At 72.0% G+C, this 26,627-nt stretch carries 20 protein-coding genes; 11 read left to right on the top strand and 9 right to left on the bottom strand.

What is annotated here, in order from left to right; genetic code table 11:
* Positions 1-295: 295 nt before the first annotated feature.
* Complete coding sequence (locus ACIBCT_RS00520) at positions 296-2,893, bottom strand: zf-HC2 domain-containing protein (RefSeq protein ID WP_399185244.1); 2,598 nt, start codon at positions 2,891-2,893, stop codon at positions 296-298.
* Between the two features lie 283 nt (positions 2,894-3,176).
* On the opposite strand from ACIBCT_RS00520, the gene pyrE reads away from it, so the two are divergent.
* Positions 3,177-3,713: an orotate phosphoribosyltransferase gene (gene pyrE, locus ACIBCT_RS00515; protein WP_399185243.1), complete on the top strand. Its 537-nt coding sequence runs from the start codon at positions 3,177-3,179 to the stop codon at positions 3,711-3,713.
* A 197-nt stretch (positions 3,714-3,910) separates the two neighbouring features.
* Here the strand turns inward: pyrE and ACIBCT_RS00510 are convergent, their stop codons facing one another.
* Positions 3,911-4,321, bottom strand: a complete 411-nt coding sequence (locus ACIBCT_RS00510; protein WP_399185242.1) for a hypothetical protein — start codon at positions 4,319-4,321, stop codon at positions 3,911-3,913.
* Between the two features lie 348 nt (positions 4,322-4,669).
* On the opposite strand from ACIBCT_RS00510, the gene fbaA reads away from it, so the two are divergent.
* From fbaA to ACIBCT_RS00490, 4 genes are all read left to right on the top strand, one after another.
* Positions 4,670-5,692 carry a class II fructose-bisphosphate aldolase gene (fbaA, locus tag ACIBCT_RS00505; protein ID WP_399185241.1) on the top strand — a complete coding sequence of 341 codons (1,023 nt, stop codon included), beginning with the start codon at positions 4,670-4,672 and terminating at the stop codon, positions 5,690-5,692.
* Between the two features lie 104 nt (positions 5,693-5,796).
* On the top strand, positions 5,797-6,216 hold the full coding sequence (locus ACIBCT_RS00500) for a DUF3151 domain-containing protein (RefSeq protein WP_399185240.1): 420 nt from the start codon (positions 5,797-5,799) through the stop codon (positions 6,214-6,216).
* Between the two features lie 241 nt (positions 6,217-6,457).
* Complete coding sequence (locus ACIBCT_RS00495) at positions 6,458-7,741, top strand: adenylosuccinate synthase (protein WP_399185239.1); 1,284 nt, start codon at positions 6,458-6,460, stop codon at positions 7,739-7,741.
* 86 nt (positions 7,742-7,827) lie between these two features.
* Positions 7,828-8,754 (top strand): glycerophosphodiester phosphodiesterase family protein, encoded by a 927-nt coding sequence (locus ACIBCT_RS00490; RefSeq protein WP_399185238.1) that lies wholly within the window; start codon positions 7,828-7,830, stop codon positions 8,752-8,754.
* 127 nt (positions 8,755-8,881) lie between these two features.
* Here the strand turns inward: ACIBCT_RS00490 and corA are convergent, their stop codons facing one another.
* Positions 8,882-10,012 carry a magnesium/cobalt transporter CorA gene (corA, locus tag ACIBCT_RS00485; protein ID WP_399185237.1) on the bottom strand — a complete coding sequence of 377 codons (1,131 nt, stop codon included), beginning with the start codon at positions 10,010-10,012 and terminating at the stop codon, positions 8,882-8,884.
* Between the two features lie 523 nt (positions 10,013-10,535).
* On the opposite strand from corA, the gene purD reads away from it, so the two are divergent.
* The 5 genes from purD to ACIBCT_RS00460 all read left to right on the top strand — a co-directional run bounded on the left by purD (position 10,536) and on the right by ACIBCT_RS00460 (position 17,256).
* On the top strand, positions 10,536-11,768 hold the full coding sequence (gene purD / locus ACIBCT_RS00480; protein ID WP_399185236.1) for a phosphoribosylamine--glycine ligase: 1,233 nt from the start codon (positions 10,536-10,538) through the stop codon (positions 11,766-11,768).
* Positions 11,769-11,966: 198 nt separating this feature from the next.
* Positions 11,967-13,001 carry a hypothetical protein gene (locus ACIBCT_RS00475; RefSeq protein ID WP_344891504.1) on the top strand — a complete coding sequence of 345 codons (1,035 nt, stop codon included), beginning with the start codon at positions 11,967-11,969 and terminating at the stop codon, positions 12,999-13,001.
* Between the two features lie 344 nt (positions 13,002-13,345).
* Positions 13,346-14,614, top strand: coding sequence for a UDP-N-acetylglucosamine 1-carboxyvinyltransferase (gene murA / locus ACIBCT_RS00470; RefSeq protein ID WP_399185235.1), 1,269 nt, complete (start codon positions 13,346-13,348; stop codon positions 14,612-14,614).
* A gap of 282 nt (positions 14,615-14,896) precedes the next feature.
* Positions 14,897-16,129: a GTP cyclohydrolase IIa gene (locus ACIBCT_RS00465; protein WP_399186076.1), complete on the top strand. Its 1,233-nt coding sequence runs from the start codon at positions 14,897-14,899 to the stop codon at positions 16,127-16,129.
* Positions 16,130-16,299: 170 nt separating this feature from the next.
* A complete protein-coding gene (locus ACIBCT_RS00460) occupies positions 16,300-17,256 on the top strand; it encodes an EamA family transporter (RefSeq protein ID WP_399185234.1) in 957 nt (318 codons plus the stop codon).
* 142 nt (positions 17,257-17,398) lie between these two features.
* Here ACIBCT_RS00460 and hisC read toward each other — a convergent pair whose 3' ends face one another.
* Positions 17,399-18,463: a histidinol-phosphate transaminase gene (hisC, locus tag ACIBCT_RS00455; RefSeq protein ID WP_399185233.1), complete on the bottom strand. Its 1,065-nt coding sequence runs from the start codon at positions 18,461-18,463 to the stop codon at positions 17,399-17,401.
* A gap of 83 nt (positions 18,464-18,546) precedes the next feature.
* On the opposite strand from hisC, the gene ACIBCT_RS00450 reads away from it, so the two are divergent.
* On the top strand, positions 18,547-19,218 hold the full coding sequence (locus ACIBCT_RS00450) for a Uma2 family endonuclease (protein WP_399185232.1): 672 nt from the start codon (positions 18,547-18,549) through the stop codon (positions 19,216-19,218).
* Between the two features lie 63 nt (positions 19,219-19,281).
* Here ACIBCT_RS00450 and ACIBCT_RS00445 read toward each other — a convergent pair whose 3' ends face one another.
* The 5 genes from ACIBCT_RS00445 to ACIBCT_RS00425 form a co-directional block, all read right to left on the bottom strand.
* The gene (locus tag ACIBCT_RS00445) at positions 19,282-19,950 is read right to left on the bottom strand and encodes an NUDIX hydrolase (RefSeq protein ID WP_399185231.1); all 669 of its coding nucleotides are present in this window, start codon (positions 19,948-19,950) and stop codon (positions 19,282-19,284) included.
* 21 nt (positions 19,951-19,971) lie between these two features.
* Entirely contained in the window at positions 19,972-21,828 is a 1,857-nt protein-coding gene (locus tag ACIBCT_RS00440; RefSeq protein WP_399185230.1) for a DUF4434 domain-containing protein, read from the bottom strand.
* Positions 21,829-21,882: 54 nt separating this feature from the next.
* Complete coding sequence (locus ACIBCT_RS00435) at positions 21,883-22,971, bottom strand: glycosyltransferase (RefSeq protein WP_399185229.1); 1,089 nt, start codon at positions 22,969-22,971, stop codon at positions 21,883-21,885.
* A 19-nt stretch (positions 22,972-22,990) separates the two neighbouring features.
* Positions 22,991-24,253 carry a nucleotide sugar dehydrogenase gene (locus tag ACIBCT_RS00430; protein WP_399185227.1) on the bottom strand — a complete coding sequence of 421 codons (1,263 nt, stop codon included), beginning with the start codon at positions 24,251-24,253 and terminating at the stop codon, positions 22,991-22,993.
* Between the two features lie 129 nt (positions 24,254-24,382).
* Positions 24,383-26,593: a glycosyltransferase gene (locus tag ACIBCT_RS00425; protein ID WP_399185226.1), complete on the bottom strand. Its 2,211-nt coding sequence runs from the start codon at positions 26,591-26,593 to the stop codon at positions 24,383-24,385.
* Positions 26,594-26,627 lie beyond the last annotated feature (34 nt).

The raw sequence follows: 26,627 nt of genomic DNA, 5'->3' as shown, positions 1-26,627 counted from the left end.
CTTCGAGGGTGAATCCCGACGATTCCACCCGCGCTCGACCAAACGTTGGAGTGTTCACCGCAGACCGTACCAGTTTGTCCCGTTCACGATCTGGTCCGAATCTGGTTCGACGAGACGCGCGCGCACCCGCTCCCCGGCCATCCTGCCATCCGCTCCCGGGAGTGTCGTGCGGAGTCGCGCGATCGCTCGCCCACGGAGTCGCCGGAGCACGCGACCGACGCGGTCACCGAGTCGCGGGATCGCGGGGGCGCGGGGGCGCGCGGTCACGAAGTCACGGGGGCGCGCGATCGCGGGGTCACGGGACCGTCTGGACGCTCACCGCCGCCACGCCGAACAGCAGGACGTCCTGGCGCGTGCCGAGTTCCAGCACCGGGTCACGTCCCAGCGGGGCCCGGAAGCGGTCCACGTCCGTGCCGAACGTCGCCCCGCCCCGCGCCCCGGTGGCGGACCCGTCGAACGGGTTGCGCGGGTCCCGTCCCCCGCCGACGGGCCGCAGCGTCCGGCCGCCGACCCGTACCCGGTCGCCTCGCACGTCCGCGTCGCCCTCCCAGGTCACCAGCGCCATTCTCGCGGCCACGCGGGCGGACGTCAGCCCGTCGAGCGGTATCCGCACCGAGCGGCGTCCCGTACCCAGCACGGTCGCGTCGTCCACCACCACCGCCTGGCCGTACGGCCGGCGCGGATCGGCCACGATGACCACCAGTCCCCACCCGGCGTGCCGTGACACCCCCGGTCGCACCGAGGGGTCCGCCACCCAGTACGTCCCGCCGACCCTGCCCAGCAGGCGCGTCACATCGGCGAACGCCCGGTAGCCCCTGCCCACGGGCAGTTCCCTCTGGACCACCTCGGACGCCCTGACCTGCCGGTACTCCCTCTCCCCCGGCGCCTTGAACCTGATCCGCCCGCCGGGGGGCGCGCTCGCCGACCAGTAGAGCCCCGCCCAGACCACCTTGCTGGCCGACGGCAGCAGGAGCCGGGCCGCGCTCGACACGCGCGTCGAGGGATCGGTGTCCCGGTCGAGCAGACGCATCCGCCAGCCGTTGTTGTCGCGCCTGCCGCCCTGGCGCGCGCGGGCGCTCTCGCACTCCGGCCGGGAGGCGTCGCAGCTCAGCAGGGTGTTGCCGATCGCGGAGACGGCCACCCTGCCGTCGGTGGCGAACCTGGCCGGGGCGCCCGACGCCCGCACGCCGGTACGGGCCCCGGCCGTGGTCCGCGTCCCCGGGGCGGAGACCGTGACCGAGGGCGCCGCACCGGGGACGGCCTGGTCCGACACCATGACCCTGAGGAACACGGCCGTGACCCGGCCGGCCGGGAGCGGGCCGCGCACGCACCGCGCGCCCCTGCTCCGGGCCCGGCAGGACCAGCCGTCCACCGTGCCGACCGGTGTCACGACACCGACGGCGTGCCCCCTGGGGGAACCCGACGGCAGGGTCACGCCCCGCGGCAGGACGACGTCGGCGACGACCTCCCCACTCGGCCCGCCCCCGGCGTTGCGCAGCCGCAGCGCCACGATGCCCGCCTTGGACCTGACCAGGGCGCCCATCACGTCGATCGTGGCGACCAGGTGGGGCACCGGCGCGCCAGGGGTCACCCCGGCGGGCCCGGACGGCGACCCGGCGGGCGGCGGTACGGCTCCCGGCGTACCACCGCCCGTCCCGCTCCCCGTGCCGTCTCCCGCTCCGTCTCCCGTGCCGTCCTGCGGCGGCGCCAGCGGGTCGCGGGCGCCGGGAGACGGCACACCGGGCGTACCGGCACGAGGTGTGCCGGGGCCGGTCGTACCGGCGTCGGGTGTGGAGGCGCCGGGTACCGGGAAGGCGACGATCGGCTCGGAGGCCGCGCTCGGCGGGAGGGCCTCCCGGCGGCCCGGTGCCAGGACGAGGACCGCCGCCACCGCGACCACGACCGCGGTGACCGCGGCCCCTGCGATCAGGGCACGCCGCGTGGAGCGGGGCGTCCTGCGCCAGAGACCGGGGAGCCCGCCCCCGTCGGCCGCGCCCAGCCTGCCGAGCGCCGCCAGGTAGGCCGGGAACGCGGGGCCGACGACGAGCGGGCCGACCACGGAACGCAGGCTGCGGCCGATGCCGGTCACCTCCGTGAACACCGCCCGGCAGCCGGAGCAACCGTCCAGGTGCTCGTTCACCACCCGGCCGTGCGCCCTGGCCAGGCTGCCGCGGACGTAGGGGCCCAGCCTGGCCAGCACGGGCCTGCACTCGGGCACGTGGGACTCGGCCAGATGGATGCGCAGGCACGCCTGGCGCATCCCCTCCCGGGCCCGGTAGGCGAGCGCGTCCGTCCCGCCGACCGTCAGGCCCAGCAGGAGCGCGGTCTCCTCGGGCGGGGTCCTCTCGACCTCGGTGTGCCACAGCACGAGCTGCCAGCGCTCGGGCAGCGAGCGGAAGGCCCTGGCCACCGGCGAGCGCTCCAGTGCCGCCGACGCCGGATCGGTGAGGGGCGCCCCCGGGTCGAGGACCCCCGTCTCCCCTCCGGCCGGTTCCCCGCCGGTACCGGACGCGGTGCCACCGTCCCCCGAGGCGGCACCGTCCCCCGAGGCGGCACCGTTCGCAGCCCCCTCCGCGGCGCCGCCACCTTCCGCGGCGCGGTCCGTCGTGACGCGACCCGTCGCGGCGCGGTCCGTCACCAGGCGGCGCAGGGCGGTCAGCAGGTAGATGCGGAACGCCTGCTCCGGGCCGTCCCCCCGGGCGACCACGCGATGGACCTCGGTGAACGTCTCCTCCACGACGTCCGCGCCCCCGGCCTCGTCCCGCACGAGCAGGCGTGCCAGGGCGTGCGCCGCGTGGGCGTGCCGCCGGTGGAGCAACCGGTACGCCGCCGGATCGCCGTTTCTGGTGGCGGCCAGCAGCTCGGCATCGCCTTGAGATGTTTTCCCACTCATTGTGACCCCGTCATTACCCATGGTTGCCTGCCGGATGATCCCGCAGTCCGTGCCGGGAGTAAACCCGGATCGCACTTTTGCCGCCGCAGGGCCGGGAGAGGAGCCGTCGCGCACCGTCCGGGACTCCGGCCGCAGGTCACGGGGATTCCAGCGGGTTTCGCCGGGTGTCGACGCGTTCAGGGGAACACAGAGGGATGTCGTGTTTTTCGGGGAGTTCCGGCGTGAGGCCCGCGAGGGGACGGGCCCGATCGGGTGACGGCGGGGCCGCCCTAACCTGGTTGCCATGAGCGATCGCGAGAACCTGCTGGTGGAGATCAAGGGCAAGGGCGTGGTGCACGGCAAGGTCGTGCTCTCCTCGGGCCAGGAGGCCGACTTCTACGTGGACATGCGCCGGGTGACCCTCGACGGGCAGGCGGCGCCGCTGGTGGGACGGGTCATGCTGGACCTCACCCAGGACCTGGAGTACGAGGCGATCGGCGGGCTGACGCTGGGCGCCGACCCGGTGGCGACCGCCATGCTGCACGCGGCCGCGGCCCGGGGCAGGACCCTGGACGCGTTCGTGGTCCGCAAGGCGCAGAAGGCCCACGGCATGCAGCGCCGGATCGAGGGGCCGGACGTGGCGGGGCGGCGGGTGCTGGCGGTCGAGGACACCTCCACGACCGGCGGGTCGCCGCTGACCGCGGTTGAGGCGCTGCGCGAGGCGGGCGCCGAGGTCGTGGCGGTCGCCACCATCGTGGACCGCGGCGCCGCCTCGGCGATCGCCGAGGCCGGGCTGCCGTACCGGACCGCCTACACGCTGGCCGACCTCGGCCTGGCCTGAAGGAGCCCGTACCCCTTCCGGGGTCACTCGGAAGGGGTACGGGTCCCCGGGGCACGCGAACCCACGAGCGCGGATCCGGAGGCGGGTCACCCCCGGAGCACTAGCGCGGACCCGAGAGCGTGGACCCCGGGAGTGCGAACCCGCGAGCGCGAGCCCGGGAGCGTCGACCCGGCGGAGTGCGGCCCGGAGGTGCGCGGTCAGTCGCGGGAGACCGTGAACTCCTCGCGCTCCCCGGGCCTGACCGGGGGACGGACGGTCCCGTTCACCTGGACGCGGACGGCGGCCGAGTCCGCCAGGACCACGTCGACCTTGGGGTCGAAGGACTGGAACCGCTCGTCCCGGACCATCTCCCGGTCGAACAGCACGTCACCCCCGGTGACCTTGAGGAAGACCGTGGGGCACTCCTGGCGCAGGCACTCGACGAGGACGGTGGGGACCCGTTCGGCGGCGGGTGCGGGGGCGGGGGAGGAAGCGGCGGCCCGGGTGGGCGTCGTGGCCGTCTTCTCGTCGGAGCCGAGGCCGCCGAACAGCGACAGGACGCCGAACACGATCAGGGCGACGAAGGCCGGCACCACCAGTCCGAGGAGGACCAGGCGCGCGATACCCATGGGGTCGGACCTGTGGCGTCCCACACCGTGGAGATTAGCGGTTCATGAGGAGATTTCACGACCGGTCCGAAGGATCGGGGCGTACGCCACCGGATCCGGAAGATCGTACATTCCGCCCCAGGTCATGCCGGAAAATCACCGACGCACAGAAAGCAGGAGGACCGGGGCCCGGGAACCCTCACCCGGGCCGGTAGCGTAGGCCGCGAAAGTACCCGGTGGACCTCTGCACCACCCCGAAGGAGTGGGGTGCGCTGTCCGGCCGGGGACGGAACCCGGGATACTGGCCTACGGGCCATGTCCTCATGCCCCGCGCCAGCTGTTCACAGCCGTCTCCAGGGAGATGACACGATGCCTATCGCGACCCCAGAGGTCTACGCCGAGATGCTCGACCGGGCCAAGGCGGGAGGTTTCGCCTACCCGGCCATCAACGTGACCTCTTCACAGACCCTCAACGCCGCGCTCAGGGGGTTCGCCGAGGCCGAGAGCGACGGCATCATCCAGGTGTCGACCGGCGGTGCCGACTTCCTCTCCGGAACCACCGTCAAGAACATGGTGACCGGTTCGGTGGCGCTGGCGGAGTACGCCCGCGTGGTCGCGGCCAACTACCCCGTGACGGTCGCCCTGCACACCGACCACTGCCCCAAGGACAAGCTGGACGGTTTCGTCCGCCCGCTGCTGGACATCTCCCTCGAGCGGGTGGCCAGGGGCGAGGACCCGCTCTTCCAGTCGCACATGTGGGACGGTTCCGCCGTCCCGCTGGACGAGAACCTGGAGATCGCCAAGGAGCTCCTCGAGAAGACCGCCCGCGCGAAGATCGTCCTTGAGGTGGAGATCGGCGTCGTCGGCGGCGAGGAGGACGGTGTCGTCGGCGAGATGAACGACAAGCTCTACACCACCACCGACGACGCCCTCGCGACCGCCGAGGCCCTGGGCCTGGGCGAGCGGGGCCGCTTCATGCTCGCCGCGACCTTCGGCAACGTGCACGGCGTCTACAAGCCGGGCCACGTCAAGCTCCGCCCGAGCGTGCTCAAGGACATCCAGGAGGCGGTCGGCACCAAGTACGGCAAGGACAAGCCGTTCGACCTGGTCTTCCACGGCGGTTCCGGCTCGCTGCTGGAGGAGATCCACGAGGCCATCTCCTACGGCGTGGTGAAGATGAACATCGACACCGACACGCAGTACGCCTTCACCCGCCCGATCGCCGAGCACATGTTCAAGAATTACGACGGCGTGCTCAAGGTCGACGGCGACGTCGGCAACAAGAAGGCGTACGACCCGCGCTCGTACGGCAAGGCCGCCGAGACCGCGATGGCGGCGCGCATCGTCGAGGCCGCGCAGCACCTGAAGTCCGCCGGGACCAAGCTCTCCTGAGACCGCGTTCTCCCCGGTCGCGAGCGTGCCCCTAGACCGGCTCCCGGAAAGTCTCCGGGAGCCGATCTTGGCCTCACACGGGTACACCAGGTAGGACTGTGGTTATGGAATCGCACGAGAACCTCCTCGCGGGCCCGCCGCCCACCCTCCTGCCGGATGTGCCCGAAGCCCGGGAGGCGCTGGAATCCGGCGCCAAAGCATCCGACGTCGCCGCGCGCTTCCCCGCTCATCCGGCCGCCTGGGCGGCACTCGCGGAAGAGTACTTCGCCGCCGGGCACGCCGTGACGTCGTACGCGTTCGCCCGCACCGGCTACCATCGCGGCCTCGACCAGCTGCGCAGGGCGGGCTGGAAGGGGCACGGCCCGATCCCCTGGGAGCACCCCGCCAACCAGGGCTTCCTGCGATGCCTGTACGCGCTGGCCCGTGCCGCCCAGAGCATCGGGGAGAAGGACGAGGCCGAGCGCTGCTTCCAGTTCCTCAAGGACTCCAGCGCCACGGCGTTCGACGAGCTCACCGGGAGCTGAGACGAGTCCCACCGTGACCGGACCCGGCACGCCCCCAGGGTCCGGCACAGGTCCGCACGGGTCCCGGACACACCCCTGACCTGGACCTGATCCGGCCCTGATCCACCGAGGGGATCTCCCGCCCCGCCCTCCGGCGGCAGGGGGGAGATCCCCATTTCGGACGTCGTCGGGTATTCTCTCCTCGCAAGAGCCCCTGTCGCGATTGCGCCAGGGGTTTTCGGTTTTGCGGTTGGAGATCACGATGCCGGCTGTGGTTCTCGTTGGTGCCCAGTGGGGCGATGAGGGCAAGGGGAAGGCGACCGACCTGCTCGGTGACCAGGTCGACTACGTCGTCAGATACCAGGGAGGCAACAACGCGGGACACACGGTCGTCATCGGCGACCAGAAGTACGCGCTGCACCTGCTGCCGACGGGGGTGCTCTCCCCGGACGTCGTTCCCGTGATCGGCAACGGCGTCGTCATCGACCCGGGCGTGCTGCTCAGCGAGATCGACGGCCTGGCGGCCCGCGGGGTCTCCGCCGAGCGGCTGCTGATCTCCGCCGACGCGCACCTGATCATGCCCCACCACAAGGCGCTGGACAAGGTCACCGAGCGCTACCTGGGCAAGGCCAAGATCGGCACGACCGGCCGCGGCATCGGTCCCGCGTACGGCGACAAGATCTACCGGATGGGCGTGCGGGTGCAGGACCTGCTGGACCCGGGCATCCTGCAGAAGAAGATCGAGGTCGCGCTGGGCGAGAAGAACCAGATCCTCACCAAGATCTACAACCGCCGGGCGATCGACCCGGAGAAGGTCCTGGAGGAGTACCTCGGCTACGCCGAGCGGCTCACCCCGCACATCGCCGACACCTCGCTGGTCCTCAACAGGGCCCTGGACGAGGGCAAGGTCGTGCTGCTGGAGGGCGGCCAGGGCAACCTGCTCGACATCGACCACGGCACCTACCCGTTCGTCACCTCCTCCTCGCCGACGAGCGGCGGCGCCTGCTCGGGGTCGGGCATCCCGCCGACCCGGCTGACCCGCGTGATCGGCATCCTGAAGGCGTACACCACCCGGGTGGGGTCGGGCCCGTTCCCGACCGAGCTCGACGACGAGATGGGCGAGTGGCTGCGCACCACCGGCGGCGAGTACGGCGTGACCACCGGGCGCAACCGCCGCTGCGGCTGGTTCGACGCGGTCATCGCCCGGTACGCCACCCGGATCAACGGCGTCACCGACTACTTCCTCACCAAGCTGGACGTGCTGTCCGGCCTGGAGACGATCCCGGTCTGCGTCGCGTACGAGGTCGACGGCGTGCGTCACGAGGAGATCCCGATGACGCAGACCGACTTCCACCACGCCAAGCCGGTGTACGAGGAGTTCCCCGGCTGGAAGGACGACATCACCGGCGTCCGCAGCTTCGACGACCTGCCCGCCAACGCGCGGGCGTACGTCAGGGCGCTGGAGGAGATGAGCGGTGCCCGCATCTCGGCCATCGGCGTCGGCCCCGGCCGCGACGAGACGCTCCAGATCCACCCGATGATCTAGTTTCGCCCCCCTGCGGATCGCGTCCGGACGAGACCGGGCGCGAGCCGTACCGGGGAATCGGCGCGCGAGGTGGATAAGGTCCCTGTGTGCATGCCGAGATCCACGGTCATCGAGGAGCCCGCGGGCTCCGCCCCGAGAACACGCTGCCCGGCTTCGCCCACGCGCTGGAGCTGGGTGTCGACGCGCTGGAGCTCGACGTCGCGCTGACGGCGGACCGGCGGCCGGTGCTCACGCACGACCTCACCGTCTCCCCGGTGACCAGCGCCGACGTCCGCCCCGCCGTCCACGGAGACCCGCTGTACCCGTACGTGGGCAGGCCGATCGGCGAGCTCACCCTGGCGCAGCTGCGCACGCTGGAGTGCGGGGTGCGGGTGCCGCGCACCCCCGAGGACCGTTTCGCCGCGACCCAGGTCCCGGTGCCGAACACCCGGATGCCGACCCTGGGCGCGGTGCTGGCGCTGATGGACGCCTACGGCGCCGACGGGGTACGGGTGCACGTGGAACTCAAGTCGGACCCGACCCGGCCGCACCTGAGCGCCGACCCGGCCGAGTTCACCGAGCTGGTGGTCGCCGAGCTGGACCGGCACCGCAGGCTGGACCGGGCGGCGATCCTCAGCTTCGACTGGCGGATCCTGCGGATCGCCCGCTCGCTGGCCCCGGCGACCCCGCGCTACGCCCTGATCGAGCGCGCCACCATGGACCACGCCTGGCTGGACGGCCTGCGCCTGGAGGACTTCGACGACGACGTCCCGGCCGCCGCCGCGGAGGCCGGGGGGACCGTCCTGTCCCCCGAGCACGTGCTGGTCGACCCCGAGCTCGCCCGGCGGGCCGAGAAGGCCGACCTGCCGCTGGCGGCGTGGACCGTCAACGAGCCCGCGCGGGCCGCGGAGCTGCTCGACCTCGGGGTGGCCGCGATCGTGACCGACTATCCCGACCGGATGATCGGCCTGTGGTCCGAGCGGGGCATGCGTGTCCCCGCGCCGGTCACCCCGGCGCGCTCGATGAGCGCCTGACGCGCCCCCGGAATGCACCGGGGACCACGGCCGGCCGCACGGTCCGTACGACCCGCGCGGATCGCGGGTCGTACGAATCGCGGGTCGCGGGTCGCGCGGAAGCAGAGCGAGGGGCCGGGACGGGCCGTCACATCCAGCCGTTGCGGCGGAACCCCCGGTACAGCAGCGCGCAGGCGATGATCATCACACCGATGACCAGCGGGTATCCGAGGACGGAGTCGAGCTCGGGCATGTGCTCGAAGTTCATGCCGTAGATGCCGGCGATCATCGTGGGGACGGCCATGATGGCGACCCAGGAGGAGATCTTCCGCATGTCCTCGTTGGCGAGCGCGTTGGAGCGGGCGAGCGCGGCCTGCAGGACGGAGTTGCACAGCTCGTTGGAGGACTCGACCTGCTCGCAGGCGCGGGCCAGGTGGTCGACGACGTCGCGGAAGTACTCGCGCATCTCCGACGGGATCATCCTGCGCTGGGCCAGCGTGGACATCGGTGCCTGGAGCGGCATGACCGACCGCTTCATCTCGATCATCTCGCGCTTGAGGTTGTAGATCCGGCCGATGTCGCGGGCGCTGACGTCGGCGAAGACCATGGCCTCGACGTCCTCCAGCTCGGTCTGCATCCGGTCGGCCACGGCGAGGTACCTGTCGACGACGTGGTCGGCGATGGCGTGCAGCACGCCGGTGGGACCGCGGTTGAGCAGCTTGGGCTTGTCCTCCAGGCGCTCGCGGACCTCGGTCAGCGGGCAGTGCCTGCCGTGCCGCACGGTGACCACGAAGTCGGAGCCGACGAAGACCATGATCTCGCCGGTGCCGATGATCTCGCTGGTGGCGGTCAGCACGTCGTGGTCGAGATAGGCGACGGTCTTCAGCACCACGAACACCGAGTCGCCGTAGCGTTCGACCTTGGGCCGCTGGTGAGCCTTGACGGCGTCCTCGACGGCGAGCGGATGCAGGGCGAAGACCTCCGCCAGCCACTCGACCTCGGGGGCGTCGGGCTCGTGCAGGCCGACCCAGACGAACGCGTTGCCCTTGGCCGAACCGCTCTCGGCTGCGGCGTTGTGCGCGCGGACGAGTTCGAGGGCGTCGGGGATGCCCATGGCGTCGATCTTCTTGCCACCGATGTAGGCGGCGTACTCGACGAGCGAGTCGCTCGGCGGGACGCAGACGCCGGTCATCCGCTCACGGAGCGAGACCGAGGGGGCGTGCGGGGCACGGATCGTGCGTACGTGCTTGATGCGGGGAAAAAGAAGTGAGGAGCGCATGGCGAGCCTTTCCCGCCCGACCCGGCGGTACTCCGCGCGCGCGGCCTCACCTGCAGAGGCGGCCGGGCGCGCGGCGCCGGTCGGGCACCGAGACGAGGTGGTCGGAAGTGCGCACAGCAGGCGTGCGCGTGCACGTACTGCTGGGATCGCCAGAGGACATCCCGAACCACCTCCAATCGGTAAAAAGACACGCAAGGCCACCTAGGAACCTAACACGGTCGGGGGGCTGTTCTCAGCTTACTCGCAGGTTCAAGCGTCGATCATGCACAACCTGCCAAAATTCACCCCTCCTTTCCGGCCGTTCGCCGCGCGTACGGATGCGCCGCGGGCACGAGGCCGTCACCGGACCGTACGACGGCCGGGATCCCCGTACGGCGACGAACGACGGCGGGCACGGAGCGGGGAGAGGACCCGCACGACATCACGACACACGACGGCCGGCACGGGCCGGGACGAGGGCACAGGGTCGGGGCGAGGGCACAGGGTCGGGGCGAGGGCCCTGCGGGACGATAGGCTCTGGCGGGTGCGCGTTCTTGTGATTGGATCCGGCGGGCGAGAGCATGCCCTGTGCCGGTCGCTGGCGGCCGACCCCCAGGTCACCGAGGTCCACTGTGCCCCGGGCAACGCGGGGATCGCGCAGGTCGCGACCCTTCACCCGGTGGCCCCGGCCGACCCGGCGTCGGTCACCGGCCTCGCCCTGGAGCTCGGCGCGGACCTGGTCGTGATCGGCCCCGAGGCCCCCCTGGTCGCCGGTGTCGCCGACGCCGTCAGGCAGGCGGGCGTCCCCTGCTTCGGGCCCTCGCGCGAGGCGGCGCGGGTCGAGGGCTCCAAGGCCTTCGCCAAGGAGGTCATGGTCGCGGCGGGCGTGCCCACCGCCCGGTCGCGCACCTGCGTCACCCCCGGCGAGGCCGCCGCCGCGCTGGAGGAGTTCGGCACCCCGTACGTGGTCAAGGACGACGGCCTGGCGGCCGGCAAGGGAGTGGTGGTCACCGGCGACCGCGACGAGGCGCTGCGGCACGCCGCCGCCTGCGGCCGGGTCGTCATCGAGGAGTTCCTCGACGGCCCCGAGGTGTCGCTGTTCGCGCTCTGCGACGGCTCCACGGCCGTGCCGCTGCAGCCGGCCCAGGACCACAAGCGCGCCTACGACGGCGACCGGGGGCCCAACACCGGCGGCATGGGCGCCTACACCCCGCTGTCCTGGGCGCCGGACGGCCTCGCCGACCAGGTGATGGCCGAGACCGTCCTGCCGACCATGGCCGAGCTGGCCAGGCGGGGCACGCCGTACACGGGCGTGCTGTACGTGGGGCTGGCCCTCACGTCCAAGGGGCCAAAGGTGATCGAGTTCAACGCCCGGTTCGGCGACCCCGAGACCCAGGTCGTCCTGGACCGGCTCCGCACGCCCCTGGCCTCCCTGCTGCTCGCCTGCGCGAACGGGACGCTCGCCGAGGCGGGCCCGCTCTCCTGGCACGACGGCGCCGCGGTGACCGTGGTGGTCGCGGCGGAGAACTACCCCGGCGAGCCGGTGCGCGGGGACGTGATCGAAGGGCTGTCCGAGGTCGCCGGGAACGCCTACGTGCTGCACTCGGGCACCGCCCGCGACGGCGACCGGCTCGTCTCCGCCGGCGGCCGGGTGCTCAGCGTGGTCGGCACCGGCCCCGACCTGCCCGCGGCGCGGGCGGCGGCCTACGAGGCCGTGGGGCACGTCCGCATGCGCGGCTCGCACCACCGCACCGACATCGCGGCCGGCGGCCTGTGAAAGGTCCGCGGCGCCCGAACGACCCACGGACCCCGAAAGGCCCGTGGCGTCCGAAGGCCCGCGGCCCCCGAAAGGCCCGCGGCGTCTGAAGACCCGCGGACCCCGAAAAGCCGGCGGTGTCCGAAAGGCCCGTGGCGTCTGAAAGACCCGCGGCGTCCGAACGGCCCGTTCCCGTCACTCCAGCCCCCCGGAGGAACGATGGCGCTCGACCCCGCGATCCCCCCGGAGCGCATCGGCGACACCGGCGTGCTGCGCTGGCCCGGCACCTGGCGGGTGTACGTGGCCACCAGGAGCGAGGAGATCAGGGCCGAGGCGGAGCGTGCCCTGACCATGCGCGACGAGGCGGGCCAGCTGGTCTCGGTGGGCGAGGGCATCGGCACGCACCTGGCCCGCGCGGAGACCTACGCGCGCAGCAGGCACGGGATCCGGCGCTGGCTGACCGGCCAGGCCGTCGAGGGCGCCTGGTCCAACGTCAACAGCGCGACCGTGATGCTGTACGGCGTGCTGCCGACGGCGGAGCTGTGCGGGCGGGCACCGGAGGTGGCCGCGATCGGCCGGGCCTACCTGCCCGGTGACGACCCGCGGCTGGTCCACCTCCAGGCCAGGCTGGCCGTCGGGGACCTGGGCGAGGGCGACCGGCCGCTGATGCAGTCGGTGCTGCGGGCCGCGTACACCGCGCAGGCCATGGAGACCGGGAGGGTGCGCAGCTTCCGCAACCTGCTCCTCGGCGGGGTCGTCATGCTGACCCTGATCGTGCTGGGCGTGGTGGTCATCGGCGCGATCTGGCCGAACGTCATCCCGATGTGCGGTGACCGCTCGATGATCCGCACCCAGGGGCTGATGCCCGCCCAGATCTGCCCCACCGGTGGCCTGGAGCCCGGCCACGGCGACGTCCCGCTGGTCGCGCTGATCGGCATGCTGGGCGCGGCGCTGGCCACCGCGGCGTCGCTGTCCACCCGCTCGGAGCTGTCCACCCGCTACTCGCTGGCCGTGGTGCAGAACCTCCTCAAGGCCCCCGCCGGGGTGGCCACCGCCGTGCTCGGGCTGCTGATCCTGAACTCCGGCTTCGTGCCGGGGTTCGCGGGGCTCGGCTCGCAGCCCGCCATCCTGGTCTGGGCGATGGCCTTCGGGTACGGGCAGCAGGTGGTCACCCGCTTCGTGGACCAGCGGGCCGACCACCTGCTGTCGGCCGCCTCCCCGCTCACCACCGCGGGCGGCACGAGGAACGGGTGACCGGGAACGGGTCGACGGGGTCCGGGAACACCGGCGGGCGCCTACGGGCACCGGCGGGCACCGGCGGGCACCGGCGCGCAGCGTGGGCCCTCCCCGGGCCGGGCGCCGTGAGGGCACGGCGGATCGGGTCGCGGGCGGGCCCAGCGAAGGGCCGCGCGAGAGGCCCTGCGGGGGGCCGCCGGTCACGTCGCGGCGCAGGCCAGGGGACTCATCGGCCGTCCCAGGGGTAGTTCACCACCGAAGTGGCCGGTTAAGGGGCATCCAGCGGCTACTGTTGGCCGATAACCTCGGCTGCCGCCCCGCGCCACACGAATCACCATAACCACTCCCAAGGAGCATTACGCATGGTCCGTTACCGCGTGCGCGGTGGCAACCCACTTCGTGGAACCGCCTTCATCCAGGGTGCCAAGAACGCCGTGCTTCCCATGATCGGCGCAGCGCTGCTGGCGTCGAAGGGCCGTACGGTCCTGCGCAACGTCCCCATCATCGAGGACGTGCGACGCGCGGTCGAGCTGGCCCAGACCGTCGGCGCCACCGTCGAGCTCCACGAGGCGGAGCGCACGCTGGTGATCGACGCCTCGACGCTGAGCAGCCCGGTGCTGCCCGCGGAGATCGCCCGCCGCTTCCGCGGCTCGGTGCTGTTCGTGCCCGCCCTGCTGCACCGCCTCGGTGAGGCGATCATCGAGGGCGTGGGCGGCTGCAACCTGGGCAGTCGCAACCTCGACTTCCACTACCTGGGCTACAAGCGCCTGGGCGCGATCGTGGACGAGGGCGACTCGGTCATCCACGTCAAGTCGGCGGGCCTGACCGGCGCCACCCTGTACCTGGACACCCCCTCGCACACCGGCACCGAGAACCTGATCATGGCCGCGGCGCTGGGGCGCGGCACCACCGTGATCGAGAACGCGGCGCTGGAGCCCGAGGTGCTCGACGTGATCGACATGCTGTCCCGGATGGGCGCGAGGATCAGCGGCGGCGGCACCGGGTTCATCACCGTCGAGGGCGTCGAGGAGCTCCAGGCCGTCGAGCACACCGTGATGCCGGACCGCCTGGACGCGGGCGTGTTCGCGATGGCCGCCGCCATCACCGGTGGCGAGGTCAACCTGGTCGGCGCCGACCTGGACCACCTCGGCGTGGTCCGCTACAAGCTGGAGCAGATGGGGGTGGAGTTCGCCGAGCACGGCGCCGTGCTGCACGTGCGCAGGGACCGCCCGCTGCGGCCGATCAACGTCATCACCGACACCTACCCCGGGTTCGCCACCGACCTGCAGTCGCCGATCATGACGGTCGCCTGCCTCGCCGACGGTGCCAGCTACATTCACGAACGCATCTTCGACGGCCGTTTCGCCCTGGCCTCAGAACTGAACAAGATGGGCGCCGATATTGAAGTGAAAGAGAACAGTGCGGTCGTTCGCGGCGCCACTGCGCTCACCGGAACACAGGTGACCGCTCACGATCTGCGCTCGGGAATCGCCCTCGTGCTGGCCGGCCTCGCCGCCGAAGGGGAGACCGTCATCGAGTCGGGATATCTCATCGACCGCGGGCACTCTTATCTGGCCGAGCGTATGCAGTCCCTGGGGGCCGACGTGCGGCAAGAGATTTCTGCATCGTAATCAACGGGTTTGAGCCGCTCAAAAACCGCTCTGACCTGTGTAAACGATGCCAGTCATGGCTTTAACCCGGAAGTTGCTTCCGGAATTGGCCGCAAATCGGGCGTGACATTACGGCCCTCGCGAGCGATCGTTCCAAAAGAGAGCCGAAAACAAACGGACGGCATGATGGGACGAACATTGGTCGAGCGGGGCGAAGAAGCGCCACGAGTGTCACGCCCGGGTGCCCTTACACCGGATCTCACCATCGGTGTGGTGGGCCCCCATGACCTCGTCGAACGGGTGATGTTGATGGGGCACGCGGCCGCCCCGTTACCCTGCCGCCTGGTGGCGGCGGCATACCGGGACGAGCAGGAGGCCGCGGACAAGGTCACCCGGCTGGGAGCCGGGGTGGACGCGTGTCTGTTCGCCAGCCCGGTCCCCTACGACCTGGCCCGGCGATCGGGAGTGCTGACGATGCCCGCGACGTACGTCCAGCTCGGCGGCGCGGCACTGATCGCCGCGCTGGCGAGGGCCGCGCTGGACGAGCGGATGGACCCGCGCAGGGTCAGCATCGACGTGTTGAGCAGAGCAGAGGTCGAGGAGGCCTACAACGATCTGAGCCTTCCCTCCGGGGACGTACAGAGCCGCGACGAGCCGGGCGCCACCGGCACGATCGCGGCCTTCCACGAACGCCTCGCCCGCCAGGGCAGTACGAGCGGGGCGCTCACCTGCCTGCCCGCGGTCGCCGACCGCCTCCAGACGGCAGGGGTGCCCGTGGTCAGGATCCGCCCCACCTCCGCCGCGGTGCGCACGGCGCTGCACACGGCGGCCCTGCTGGGCGCCCACCACCGGCTGGAGGAGTCGCAGCTGACCGTGGTCCTGGTGGAGGTCCCCACGCTGCGCGAACCGGTCCGCCGGGCCGCGCCGCGCTACTGGCGCGACGAGCTCCGGCTCTCCCTGCACCGGCTGCTGGTGCAGGAGGCCAACCGGATCAACGCGTCGGTCACCGCGGTGGACGACCACAGCTACATGGTCACCGCGACCCGTGGTTCGGTGGCCGCGGCCACCGAGGGGTTCCGGGTGCTGCCGTTCGCCGCCCGGGTGCGCGACGAGCTCGGCCTGGCGGTCGAGGTGGGGGTCGGCATGGGCCGCACCACCCACGACGCCGAGTCCCACGCCAGGGCCGCGCTGGCGCGCACCCAGGCGGGCAAGCAGGCCCAGGGCTTCGCCGTCGACCGGGAGGGCAGGGCACTGATCCCGGCGCCCAGGATGCCCCCTCAGGGCGCCGGGCCGCTGAAGCCCAAGGGCGTGGAGGTGCTGGCCCGCCTGGCGGCCAAGCTGGAGGGCGGGGACACGGTGGTGGACGCGGAGGGCGCGGGCAAGATGCTGGGCGTCACCCCGCGGACGGCACGGCGGCTGCTGCGCACGCTGGTGGACGAGGGACTCGCGTGGCCGCTCCCGCCGAACCGCACGCCGCAGCCGGGCCGCCCCCGGCAGCTGTACCGGCTGATCGTGGAGAAGCTCGGCACCCGCTGAGTCCCGGCACGGCCGGTTCTCGCGACCGGGAGGCTTCCGCCGTATCCGGCACGGTGGAAGCTCCCGGGTCGCGCTCTCCCGCCGGCGTACCCTCGCGCGGTCCCCCGGCCCGATTCGAGGACCGGAACCCGCGGGCGGAACGACGGGGCGAGCCGCTATTGTCATGAGTCATGGGCGATGACAGTGCTGACAGCCGCAGGAGGCTCCTCATCTGGGGGGCGCTGGCGATCGTGTACGTGGTGTGGGGTTCCACCTACCTGGCGATCAGGATCACCATCGAGACGATCCCGCCGCTGATCAGCGGTGCCGGTCGTTTCATGACGGCCGCGCTCGTCCTCGGCGTCGTCGTACGCCTGCTGAAGGGGCGCGGGGCGTTCCGGATGACCTGGAGGCAGGCCGGCGGGGCGGCACTGGTCGGCGTGTTGCTGCTGACCGGGGGGAACGGCATGGTCGCCGTCGCCGAACAGCACATCTCCAGCGGGCTGGCGGCGCTGCTGGTCGCCTCGGTGCCGCTCTGGCTGGTGGTCTTCAGGATCCTGACCCGGGACCGGCCCCAGGTCCTGACGCTCGCCGGGGTGCTCGTCGGGTTCGGCGGGGTCGCGGCGCTCTCCCTGGACGGCGGGGGCAACGCGGCCGACGGCGCCGGAATCGCGATCATCCTGCTGGCGTCGCTGTCGTGGTCGGTGGGCTCGTTCCTGTCGTCGCGCATCCCGATGCCCGACGACCCCTTCGCCGCGAGCACCGTCGAGATGGCCGTGGGCAGCGTCGGGCTCGCCCTGAGCTCGGCCGTGGTGGGAGAGCACCTCGACCTCGCCGCCGTCTCCTCGCGCTCGTGGATCGCGCTGATCTACCTGATCCTGGTCGGATCGCTGATCGGCTTCACCGCGTACGTGTGGCTGCTGGGGAACGCCCCCATCTCGCTGGTCTCCACCTACGCCTACGTCAACCCCGTCGTGGCGGTCCTGCTGGGCGCCCTGGTGCTGAGCGAGCCGGTCACCGGCTCGATGGTCGCGGCCGGCGTGGTGATCCTCATCGGGGTGGCCCTGGTGGTCTCCACCGAACGCCGCGCGAAGGCCGGGCCGCCCGAACGGCCCGACACGCCCCGGCAGGCACCCGCGATCGTGTGACCACCGGCGGGCCCGCCCGGCCCGCCCCCCGGCCTGTCCGGCCCGCCACGGCTCACGGACGAGGCGGGCCCGTACGGACCGAAGAGGTGAGGTAAAGGCCCGTGCGGCCCCCGTGGGGCCGGCACGGGCCGTGCGGGCGAGGTCAGGCGTTCTTGCGGAAGGCCGCGGCGGCGGCCAGGAAGGTGTCGTTGGCCTCGGGGTCGCCGATGGAGACGCGGGCGCCCTCCCCGGCGAACGGCCGTACCGCGACGCCCTCGCCGGCGCACGCCTCGGCGAAGTCGAGCGTGCGCTCGCCCAGCCGGAGCCAGACGAAGTTGGCCTCGGTCGCGGGCACCTCCCAGCCCTGCTCGATCAGCGCCTCGCGGACCCGGCCGCGCTCGGCGACCACGGCGTCGACCCGCTCCAGCAGCTCGTCCTCGGCGGCCAGCGAGGCGATCGCGGCGGCCTGGGCCAGGTGGTTGACAGCGAACGGGACGGTCGTCTTGCGGACCGCGGCGGCCACCGGCTCGCCGCCGATCAGGTACCCCACCCGCAGCCCGGCCAGCCCGTACGCCTTGGAGAAGGTGCGCAGCACGGCCACGTTGGGCCGCTCGCGGTAGACGGTGAGACCGTCGGTGACCCCGGGGTCCCTGACGTACTCGCGGTAGGCCTCGTCCAGCACGACGAGCACGCTCTCGGGCACCCGGTCCAGGAACGCCCCCAGCTCGGCCGCCTGGACGACCGTGCCGGTGGGGTTGTTCGGGTTGCACACGAAGATCATCCGAGTGTTCGGGGTGATCGCGTCGGCCATCGCGTCCAGGTGGTGCGTCTCGCCCAGCAGCGGGACCCGCACCGAGGTCGTCCCGGCCAGGTCGGCCAGCAGCGGGTACGCCTCGAAGGAGCGCCACGCGTAGATCACCTCGGCGCCCGGCTCGCTCACCGTCTCGAAGAGCTGCTGGGCCACCGTCACCGAGCCCGCGCCGAGCGCCACGTGCTCGGCCGGCACCCCGTGGTGCTCGGCGAGTGCCTCGGTCAGTGCCGTCGCCGCCGGGTCGGGGTAGCGGTGCATCGTGGTCGCGGCCCGGGCGACCGCCTCGACGACCGAGGGCAGCGGCTCGTAGGGGGACTCGTTGGAGGAGAGCTTGTAGGAGCGGCCGTCGGCTGACACCACGGCCTTGCCCGCCCGGTAGGCGGGCATCGTGTCCAGGATCGCACGGAAACGAGGCATGGCCTTACTTTAGGAGCAGCGGGCGGATGGGGCATCATCCTGTAACACTGGAGGTGAGAGGCATGCCCGACCGGGAGGACGACATGAGCATCGCACCACTGGCCGAGAGGCCGAGCGCCGGGACGCCGGAGCCCGAGGCGCCGGAGGCCGGGGCGGAGTCGCCCGAGGCGAGCTCGCCCGAGCGTGAGCCGCTTCCCGCCTGGGTGTTCCCCCCCAAAAGGGGCTTCGTGGCCGGTGACCTCGACCGACTTCGGGGGATCCCTCCGCACACGGAACTCGTCGATGGCACTCTCGTCTTCGTGAGCCCCCAGACCAACTTCCACATGTCCGTACTCTTCCTCCTGGAGAGCGAGCTCCGTCGCGCCGTTCCGGCCGATCTGCGCGTTCGCAGGGAGATGACCGTGACGCTCGGAAAACGTCAGCGCCCCGAGCCGGACATCGTGGTGGTTCACGCCGAGGCCGTGAAAGGGCGGAAGCAGACCACGTACCGGCCGGAGGACGTCGTCCTCGCCGTCGAGGTCGTCTCCGACGAGTCGGAGATCCGTGACCGGGAGCGCAAGCCCGTCCTCTACGCCCAGGCGGGCATCACCCACTTCTGGCGGGTCGAGGAGATCAACGACCGCCCGACCGTGTACGTCTACGAGCTGGACCCGGCGACCAGGACCTACGCGCTCATGGGCATCCACCACGACCGGCTGAAGGTCAGCGTCCCGTTCGACGTCGACATCGACCTGACGGAGATCGACGACCTCTGATCGGCGGCCTCCGGTGGACGGGCCTGTGGCCGATCGGCGCGTGACGAACGACCTCTGACGGGCTCACTCCCGCAGGGAGCGCAGCATCGGCGGGTGCAGCATCACCGCGGGGCCGCGGCGGTAGAGCTTGGCCGGGCGCCCGCCGTCGCGGGTGGTGGCGGCGCCGGTGGGCACCAGGAACCCCTCGGCCTTGGTGACCTTGCGGTGGAAGTTCCGCGGGTCCAGGCCCCGGCCCCAGACGATCTCGTAGACCCGGCGCAGCTCGGCGACGGTGAACTCGGGCGGGCAGAAGGCCGCTCCCAGCGGGGTGTACTCCAGTTTCGCGCGGGCCCGCTCGATCCCGTCGATCATGATCCGCCGGTGGTCGAAGGCCATCTCGCGCAGCAGCGCGGAGACCGGCTGCCAGCTCATGTGCGCCTCGGTGGAGGCCGGCAGGTCGGGGGCCAGGCCGAGGTAGGCCACGCTCAGCACGCGCTGGCGCGGGTCGCGGTCGGGGTAGCCGTAGGTCTGCAGCTGCTCCAGGTGCACCGGGGCGCCGGGCAGGCCCGCCCGTTCGGCGAGGACCCTGGCCGCGGCGGCGGGAAGGTCCTCGTCGAGCTGGATGAAGCCGCCTGACAGGGCCCAGCGTCCCTCGTACGGCGGATTGTCGCGCCGCCAGACGAGTGCGCTCAGCACCTGACAGCGCACCGTGAGGACGACCAGGTCCACGCTGACGGGAATGCGCGGAACCATGGCAGGCACGTTACACCCCGGTCATGCCTGCGCGCGGACATGCAGCGGTTCGGTGGCGGCACGTCCGTCCGGTGCGGTGACCGTGATCCGGATCCAGGTGCCCTCCGGCACCCGGGACCAGTCGAACGGGATCCACGCCGTCCGCATCCCCAGCGGCAGGCCGGGCGGCGGCTCGTTCAGGTCGACCCCGGCCACGTCCACGACGCGGGGTTCCTCCAGCCCCTCCCAGGTGATCGAGACCGTGCAGCCCATCGGGATGCCGTACCCGCGGATCTCCACGCCGTCCTGGATGTCGCGCCGTACGCGTACCGCGTCGGCCGCGATGGGCCGGTCGTGGTCGCGGGCGATCTCCTCGGCCAGGGACGGCGAGCCGCAGGTGTAGAAGTCGCTCCACATGTAGGAGACGACCTTGGAGACGTAGCGCCCGACCTGGGTCACGGCCGTGTCCAGCCGTTCCTTGTCGGTACGTCCCCGGTCGGAGCCCGCGGCGCACGGCTCCTCCGCGCCCCCGGACGGCTCGAACGACTCGACGTTGGCCCACAGCTGCACGTCGTGGCCCTGCTCCACCATCCTGTTGCGGGCCAGGTACATCTCGCGGTAGTAGTCGCGGGTCGAGCCGTGGTAGGCGTCGCCGTTGGTCTCCTCGCCGACGACCGGCCGCAGCCGCTCGTCGACCTTCTCCTCGCGCTCGTCCGGCCAGAACAGCCCGACCTTCCCGGTGCCCCGGCTGTCCTGCGGGGCGACGATCCCGACGCCGGTCCTGGCCAGGGCCTCGAACCCGCGGGCGACCTGCTTGGGGGTGGCGCTGAACGGCCGCTCCTTGCGCGCGTCGAGGTAGGGGCTGACCAGGACGGGCCTGCCGGGCATCTCCTGCTCGACGATCCGGTGCTGGGAGGCGTACACCTTGAGCGTGGGGTGGTCGTCCTCGCCGTCGTCGTCGTACTTCATCTCGCGCATCTGCAGCTCGAACGGCTGGTAGAAGCCGCCCAGCGAGGCGCGGTCCTGGAAGCGGGAGCCGTAGTCCTGCATGATGCGCCGGGTGAGGGTGGTGAGCGTGTCGGTGCCCTGCTTGGCGGCCCGGGTCTTCTGTGCCGGGTCGCGGGGGGCCAGCGGCAGCGCCGGGAAGACCTTCACCCCGAACCTGTCGCCGAGGTCGAGCAGCTCGGTGAGGCTGTCCTCGTGCGCGCCGGCGATCAGGATCACGTGGTAGCCGCGCCCCTTGGCCCTGATGTTCGCGCAGCTCGCGTCGTCGGTGCCGTCGTCGGTGGCGACGATCCGGTAGAAGACGGTCTTCCTGGTGACGATCCTGCGCTCGAACTCGGGGCAGCGGAACAGGCCGGGGCCGAACGCCTCGTCGGTCCGGTAGACGAACGTCCAGCTCACCCTGTTGCCGGGGTTGGCGGCCTTGAGGTCGTTCTCCGCCGCCAGCGCGCACGGCACCCCGTCCTCCTCGCAGGGCTCGTAGCGCGGGTCGATCTCGCCGTCGCCGCCCAGCACGCGGCCGTCGTCGTCGAGCGGGCGGGCCTGCAGTCCCCAGCCGATCCGGATGACGGTGTCGCCGCCCACCTCGTGGATGGCCCGGAACTGCCGCCGCCAGGTGCAGTGGTCGGCGGTGGGGATCAGCCAGTAGCCGGTGATCGCGTAGGGCGCGCGGGTGGCGGTGTCGAACGTTCCACACGGGTCGGTGAACTCCGGCGTGTCGGGCACCGGTGCCGAGGCGGACGCGGAGGCCGACGCGGACGCCGACGCCGACCGGGAGGAGGCCGCGGCCGACGTGCTCCGCCCGTCCGGGACGTCGTTCCCGGAGGGAACGACGATCACGAACGCCGCAACCGCGACGAGGATCGCCGCGCCCAGGAAAGCGATGAGCCAGCGCACGTTCAGGACACTACCGTTCTCGTGATCAGGCAGACATAAGGAGCGTTCCGGGCGTCAGCTCTTGACGCCCGCCCACGCCTCCAGCTGGGCGACGAAACGGCGGGCCGAGTTGGGCCAGTGGTGGTTCGCACGGGCCGCCGCATACCCACGGGCGCCCCGCGCATGCCGCTCCCGGACGTCGTCGCGCAGGGAGAGCACGGCCTGTGCCACCGCCTTGGGGTCGCGCCAGGGCACGACCATGCCGCTGTCGTAGCGCTCCACCAGCTCCACCGCGCGCGGCGACGGCGTGGTGATCACCGGGATGCCGTGGGCCATGTACTCCATGATCTTCGTGGGCATGGAGTGCCGGTAGTTGGGCTCGTCGTGCAGCAGCGACAGACCGGCCAGCGCGCCGTCGAGCCGCTTGAGCGCCTCGTCGTTCGGCATGAAGTCGCGCCACTCCAGCACGCCCTCGGACACCGCCTCGTTCAGCATCGGCCGCGACTGCGGGTCGGCGTAACCGATCAGCTCGACCGCCACCCGGTACGGCTGGAGCAGCCGGGCCACCTCGATGGCCTCGCGCACCCCGCGCGCCTCCGACAGCCACCCCAGGTAGACGACGCGGTCGTCACCGGGCGGGGTCACCTCGTCGGGCACCCAGGTCTCGTTGGGGACCACCAGGTGCGCCTGGCGGAACCGCCCGGCGTAGGCGGTCTCGGCCAGCAGCAGGTGCAGGTGCCGCTCGGCCGTGCCCTCCAGGAGCCGGGCCAGGAACCGCACCGGCGGGCGCAGGAACGCCGGCAGCCAGGGCTTCAGCGAGAGCGTGGCCGGGGTGTCCTCGTGCACGTCCCAGACCACCGGGGGCCGCTTGCGCACGCCCACCACCGCGAGCAGCAGCTCCGGGTCGTGCACCACCACGAGGTCGACCTGTCCGCGCATCCTCTTGAAGACCTTGCGCGCCGCGCGGACGGCCGACAGCCGCTTGCGCTCGGCGGCGCGCGGAAGGTCGACGCCGTTCACCCAGGAACGGGCCATCACCCCCCGCGCCGTGTACGGGGCCGCGTACGTGACCTCATGACCGGCGTCCACGAGCGCGCGGATCTGCCGGTGCAGGATCCGGGCGTCCTCGGGATGATGCACCACCGTCATGACGAGCACGTGCACTGCGCGCAGCCCTCCGTCGCTAGAGCCGCTCGACGCGTGCGCCCTCGGCGAGCACGCCGCGGGTGTCGAGCACGAGCTTGCCTTGGTCCTCGACGACGGACAGGTCGAAGGCGGCGTGCTGCTGGAGCAGCAGCGTCACGTCGGCTTCGGCCACCGCCCTGGCGAGGTCTTCCTCACGCGTCACCTGGACGTCGTCGACCCGCCACTCCTTGACGTACGGATCGACGAAGACCAGTTCCGCGCCCAGCTCCAGCAGCGCCCGCGCGACCGGCAGGGCCGGGGTCTCGCGCTCGTCGGCGATGTCGGGCTTGTACGTCACGCCGAGCAGCGCCACCCGGGAGCCGTTGACGGGCTTGCGGTGCCGGTTGAGCAGGCGCTGCACGCGGGCCACCACGTACGACGGCATCCGCTCGTTGATCTCCTGGGCCAGCTCGACGAACCGGAACGGGTAGCCGAGCTTGCGCACCGTGTAGGACAGGTAGGACGGGTCGACCGGGATGCAGTGCCCGCCGACGCCGGGTCCGGGCAGGAACTTCTGGAAGCCGAACGGCTTGGTGGCCGCGGCCTCGATCGACTCCCACAGGTCGACGCCCAGCTCGTCGCAGAAGATGGCCATCTCGTTGACCAGGGCGATGTTGACGTGCCGGTAGGTGTTCTCCAGCAGCTTGGCCATCTCGGCCTCGCGGGTGCCGCTGACCGGGACGACCTGCTCGACGAAGCGCGCGTAGAACGCGACCGCGCGGTCCTTGCAGGCCGGGGTGTAGCCGCCGACGACCTTGGGGGTGTTGCGCAGGCCGTACTTGGGGTTGCCCGGGTCGATGCGCTCGGGCGAGAAGGCGAGGTGGAAGTCGGTGCCCGCGGTCAGGCCGGAGGTCTCCAGGATGGGACGGGCGACCTCGTCGGTGGTGCCGGGCCAGGTCGTGGACTCCAGGACCACCAGCGTGCCCGCGCTCAGGTTGCGGGCGACGGTGCCGGTGGCGCCCTCGACCGACGACAGGTCGGGGCGGTGGTCCTCGTCCAGCGGGGTCGGCACGCAGATGACGACGGCCGCGCTGTCGGACAGCACGGTCTCGTCCAGCGTGGCGGTGAAACCCGCCGCCAGCATGTGCTCCAGGTCGGCGTCGGTCAGGTCGTCGATGTAGGACCTGCCGGCGTTGAGGGCCTCGACCTTGTCCGGGTCGAGGTCCAGGCCGACGACCCGCAGACCCGCCGCCGTGGCCTCCTTGGCCAGGGGCATGCCGACGTAGCCCAGACCGATGACTGCCAGGTCGTAGGCAGTCACAGGATGACCTTGGAAAGCCGGAAACAACACTTCATGGTCGCAAAGGCTATCTCAAGTACGAACGAGCCACGCCTAATGCGATTGAACCCATCACAAACGGACGGAATCCTCGTTACCAACACGAGACCATCAACCGGCTATCGACTGGTAGATGTCACGGTACGTCGCCGCGATGCGGCTCCACGTACGCTTGGCCGCCACCTCGGCCCGTCCGGCCTCGCCCATCTCGGCCCTGCGGGCCGGGTCGTCGCGGAGCCCGGCGATGGCCTTGGCCAGCGCCTCGGGGTCCCCCGGGGGCACCAGCATCCCGGCGCCCTCCGAGCCGACCAGCTCCGACAGGGCGGGCAGGTCGCTGAGCACGACCGGCTTGCCCAGGGCCATCGCCTCGACCGGCTTCAGCGGCGTGACCAGCCGGCACACCCGCAGGTCCTCGCGGGGGCAGACGAAGATGTCGATGGCGGCCTGCGCCTGCAGCGCCTCGTCCGGGCCGACGCGGCCGGGCAGGATCGCGATGTCGCCCAGCCCGAGCTCCTCGACCTGCTCCAGCAGGGCCGGGCGCTCGGCGCCGTCCCCGACGAGCAGCACCTTGACCGGCGCCCCCTCGTCGCACAGCAGCGCGGCGGCCCTGATCATGGTGGCGAAGCCCTCGTAGGCCACGATGCTGGAGACCGAGCCCATCACGATCTCACCGGGCTCGATACCGTACGCGGAGCGGAAGGCCGCGCCGTCGTACTCGGCGGCGAGCAGCGAGTCGTCCACCGCGTTCGGCGCGAGATAGATCTTCTCCCGGGGTACCCCGCGTTCGGCGATCTCCGTGGCCATCGTCTCCGCCAGGGTGACGACGGCGTCGGCCGAGCGCATGATGAACGCCTCGCGGTCGCGCTGCAGCAGGTGCCGCTGGCTGCCGACCCGCTTGGGGTCGCGGGAGGCCCAGGTCTCCTCCAGGAAGCCCCGGACCTCGTACACCATCGGGGTGCCGGTCCGCTCGCGGACCGCCAGCGCCACCGAGCCGTTGCGGTGGTCGGTCGCGGCGTGCAGCACCTGCGGCCGCAGGGTCCGCACCAGCTCGGTCACCTCGCCGGCGCCCCGGATCATGCGCCCGTGGCTCTCGAAGGGCACCTCACCGCTGGGGATCAGCCGGTGGTAGGGGATCCCGTCGATCTCCTCGTACGGCGTCGCGTCGGCGTGGCCCTGCATCATCGGCCAGCCCCAGCTCGTCACGACGTGCGGGTCCAGGCCGGCGGCCTTCTGCGAGGTGACGATCCGGTGCGTGCGCACGGTGTACCCGGCCTGCGTGTACGGCAGCGCGTTGGTCACGCAGTGCAGCACCCGGCCGGGGAACCGCTCGCCCACGATCACCTTGGCCTTGGGCGGGATCGGGTTCGGCTGGATCGCGGCCAGCTCGCCCGCGTAGTAGGCGGCCCGGCGCTTGATGAAGGGGTACCGGGTGTGCGCCTGCAGCACTGCGACGGCCTCGGTCATCCGGCCTGAGTCGAAGTGCTCCTTGGCCTCGGCCCAGGGGCCCTTCACCATGCGCATGCCGAGCCTGCGGACGACGACCTTGGCGCGGCGCGCGACCGGCCAGGCGAACCGGCCCACGATCGGGCGGACGCGCGGCGGCAGCGTCTCGGCCGCGGCCTGCGCCACCCGTACCGGGTCGGACTTGACCTTCGTCACCACGACGCGGGAGACGATCACCGGGTGCTGGACGAATCCTCTGAGCAGGCCGCGCAGCCCGGCCCGGGACGACTTGGCCGACACCGAGGGGACACCGGTCACCTGGGAGGCGTCCGCGACCGGTGAGACCGGCTCGACGGTGACCTTGTCGGGGTCGGCGTCGTCGAGGGGGGTCTCGGAGGGGGTGGGGGTGCCGGGGGCGTGGTCGTCGGTGTCCTGCGGGGTCGCGTCCTCGTCCTCGGCCTGGGGCGGGTCCGTGTTCTGCGGCGGGTCCGTTTTCGTGACCTGCGGTTCGTCCGCGTTCGGGGTGGCGGTGTCCGCTTCGGTCTCCGTGGACGGCTCGACGGCCGGGGACGTGGCCTCGACGGCGGAGGACGACGTGATCTCGGTAGCCGGGGGCGTCGTCTCGGTGGCCGGAGGTGTCGGCTCGGTGGCCGAGGACGTGCTCTCGGTGGCCGGGGGTGTCGTCTTGGCGACCGGGGACGCGCTCTCGGTAGCTGGGGACGCGCTCTCGGTGAGCGGGGACGCGCTCTCGGTGGCCGGGGGCGTCACCGGCGGGTAGGGGCTCGACGGAGCCGAGGGCGTCGTCCGGCCCGGTGGCTTCGCCGGGGCCGAGTTCGCCGGAACCGAGGGGGAGTCTGGCCTGCTGGCATCGGATACCACGCGGTGACCGTACCATAGGCAAGGTTTGCCCCAC

The organism is Streptosporangium sp. NPDC050855 (assembly GCF_044456585.1).
Classification (GTDB): domain Bacteria; phylum Actinomycetota; class Actinomycetes; order Streptosporangiales; family Streptosporangiaceae; genus Streptosporangium; species Streptosporangium longisporum.
The sequence above is the reverse complement of the archived record's forward strand: the minus strand, read 5'-3'. Positions and strand labels throughout refer to the sequence as shown.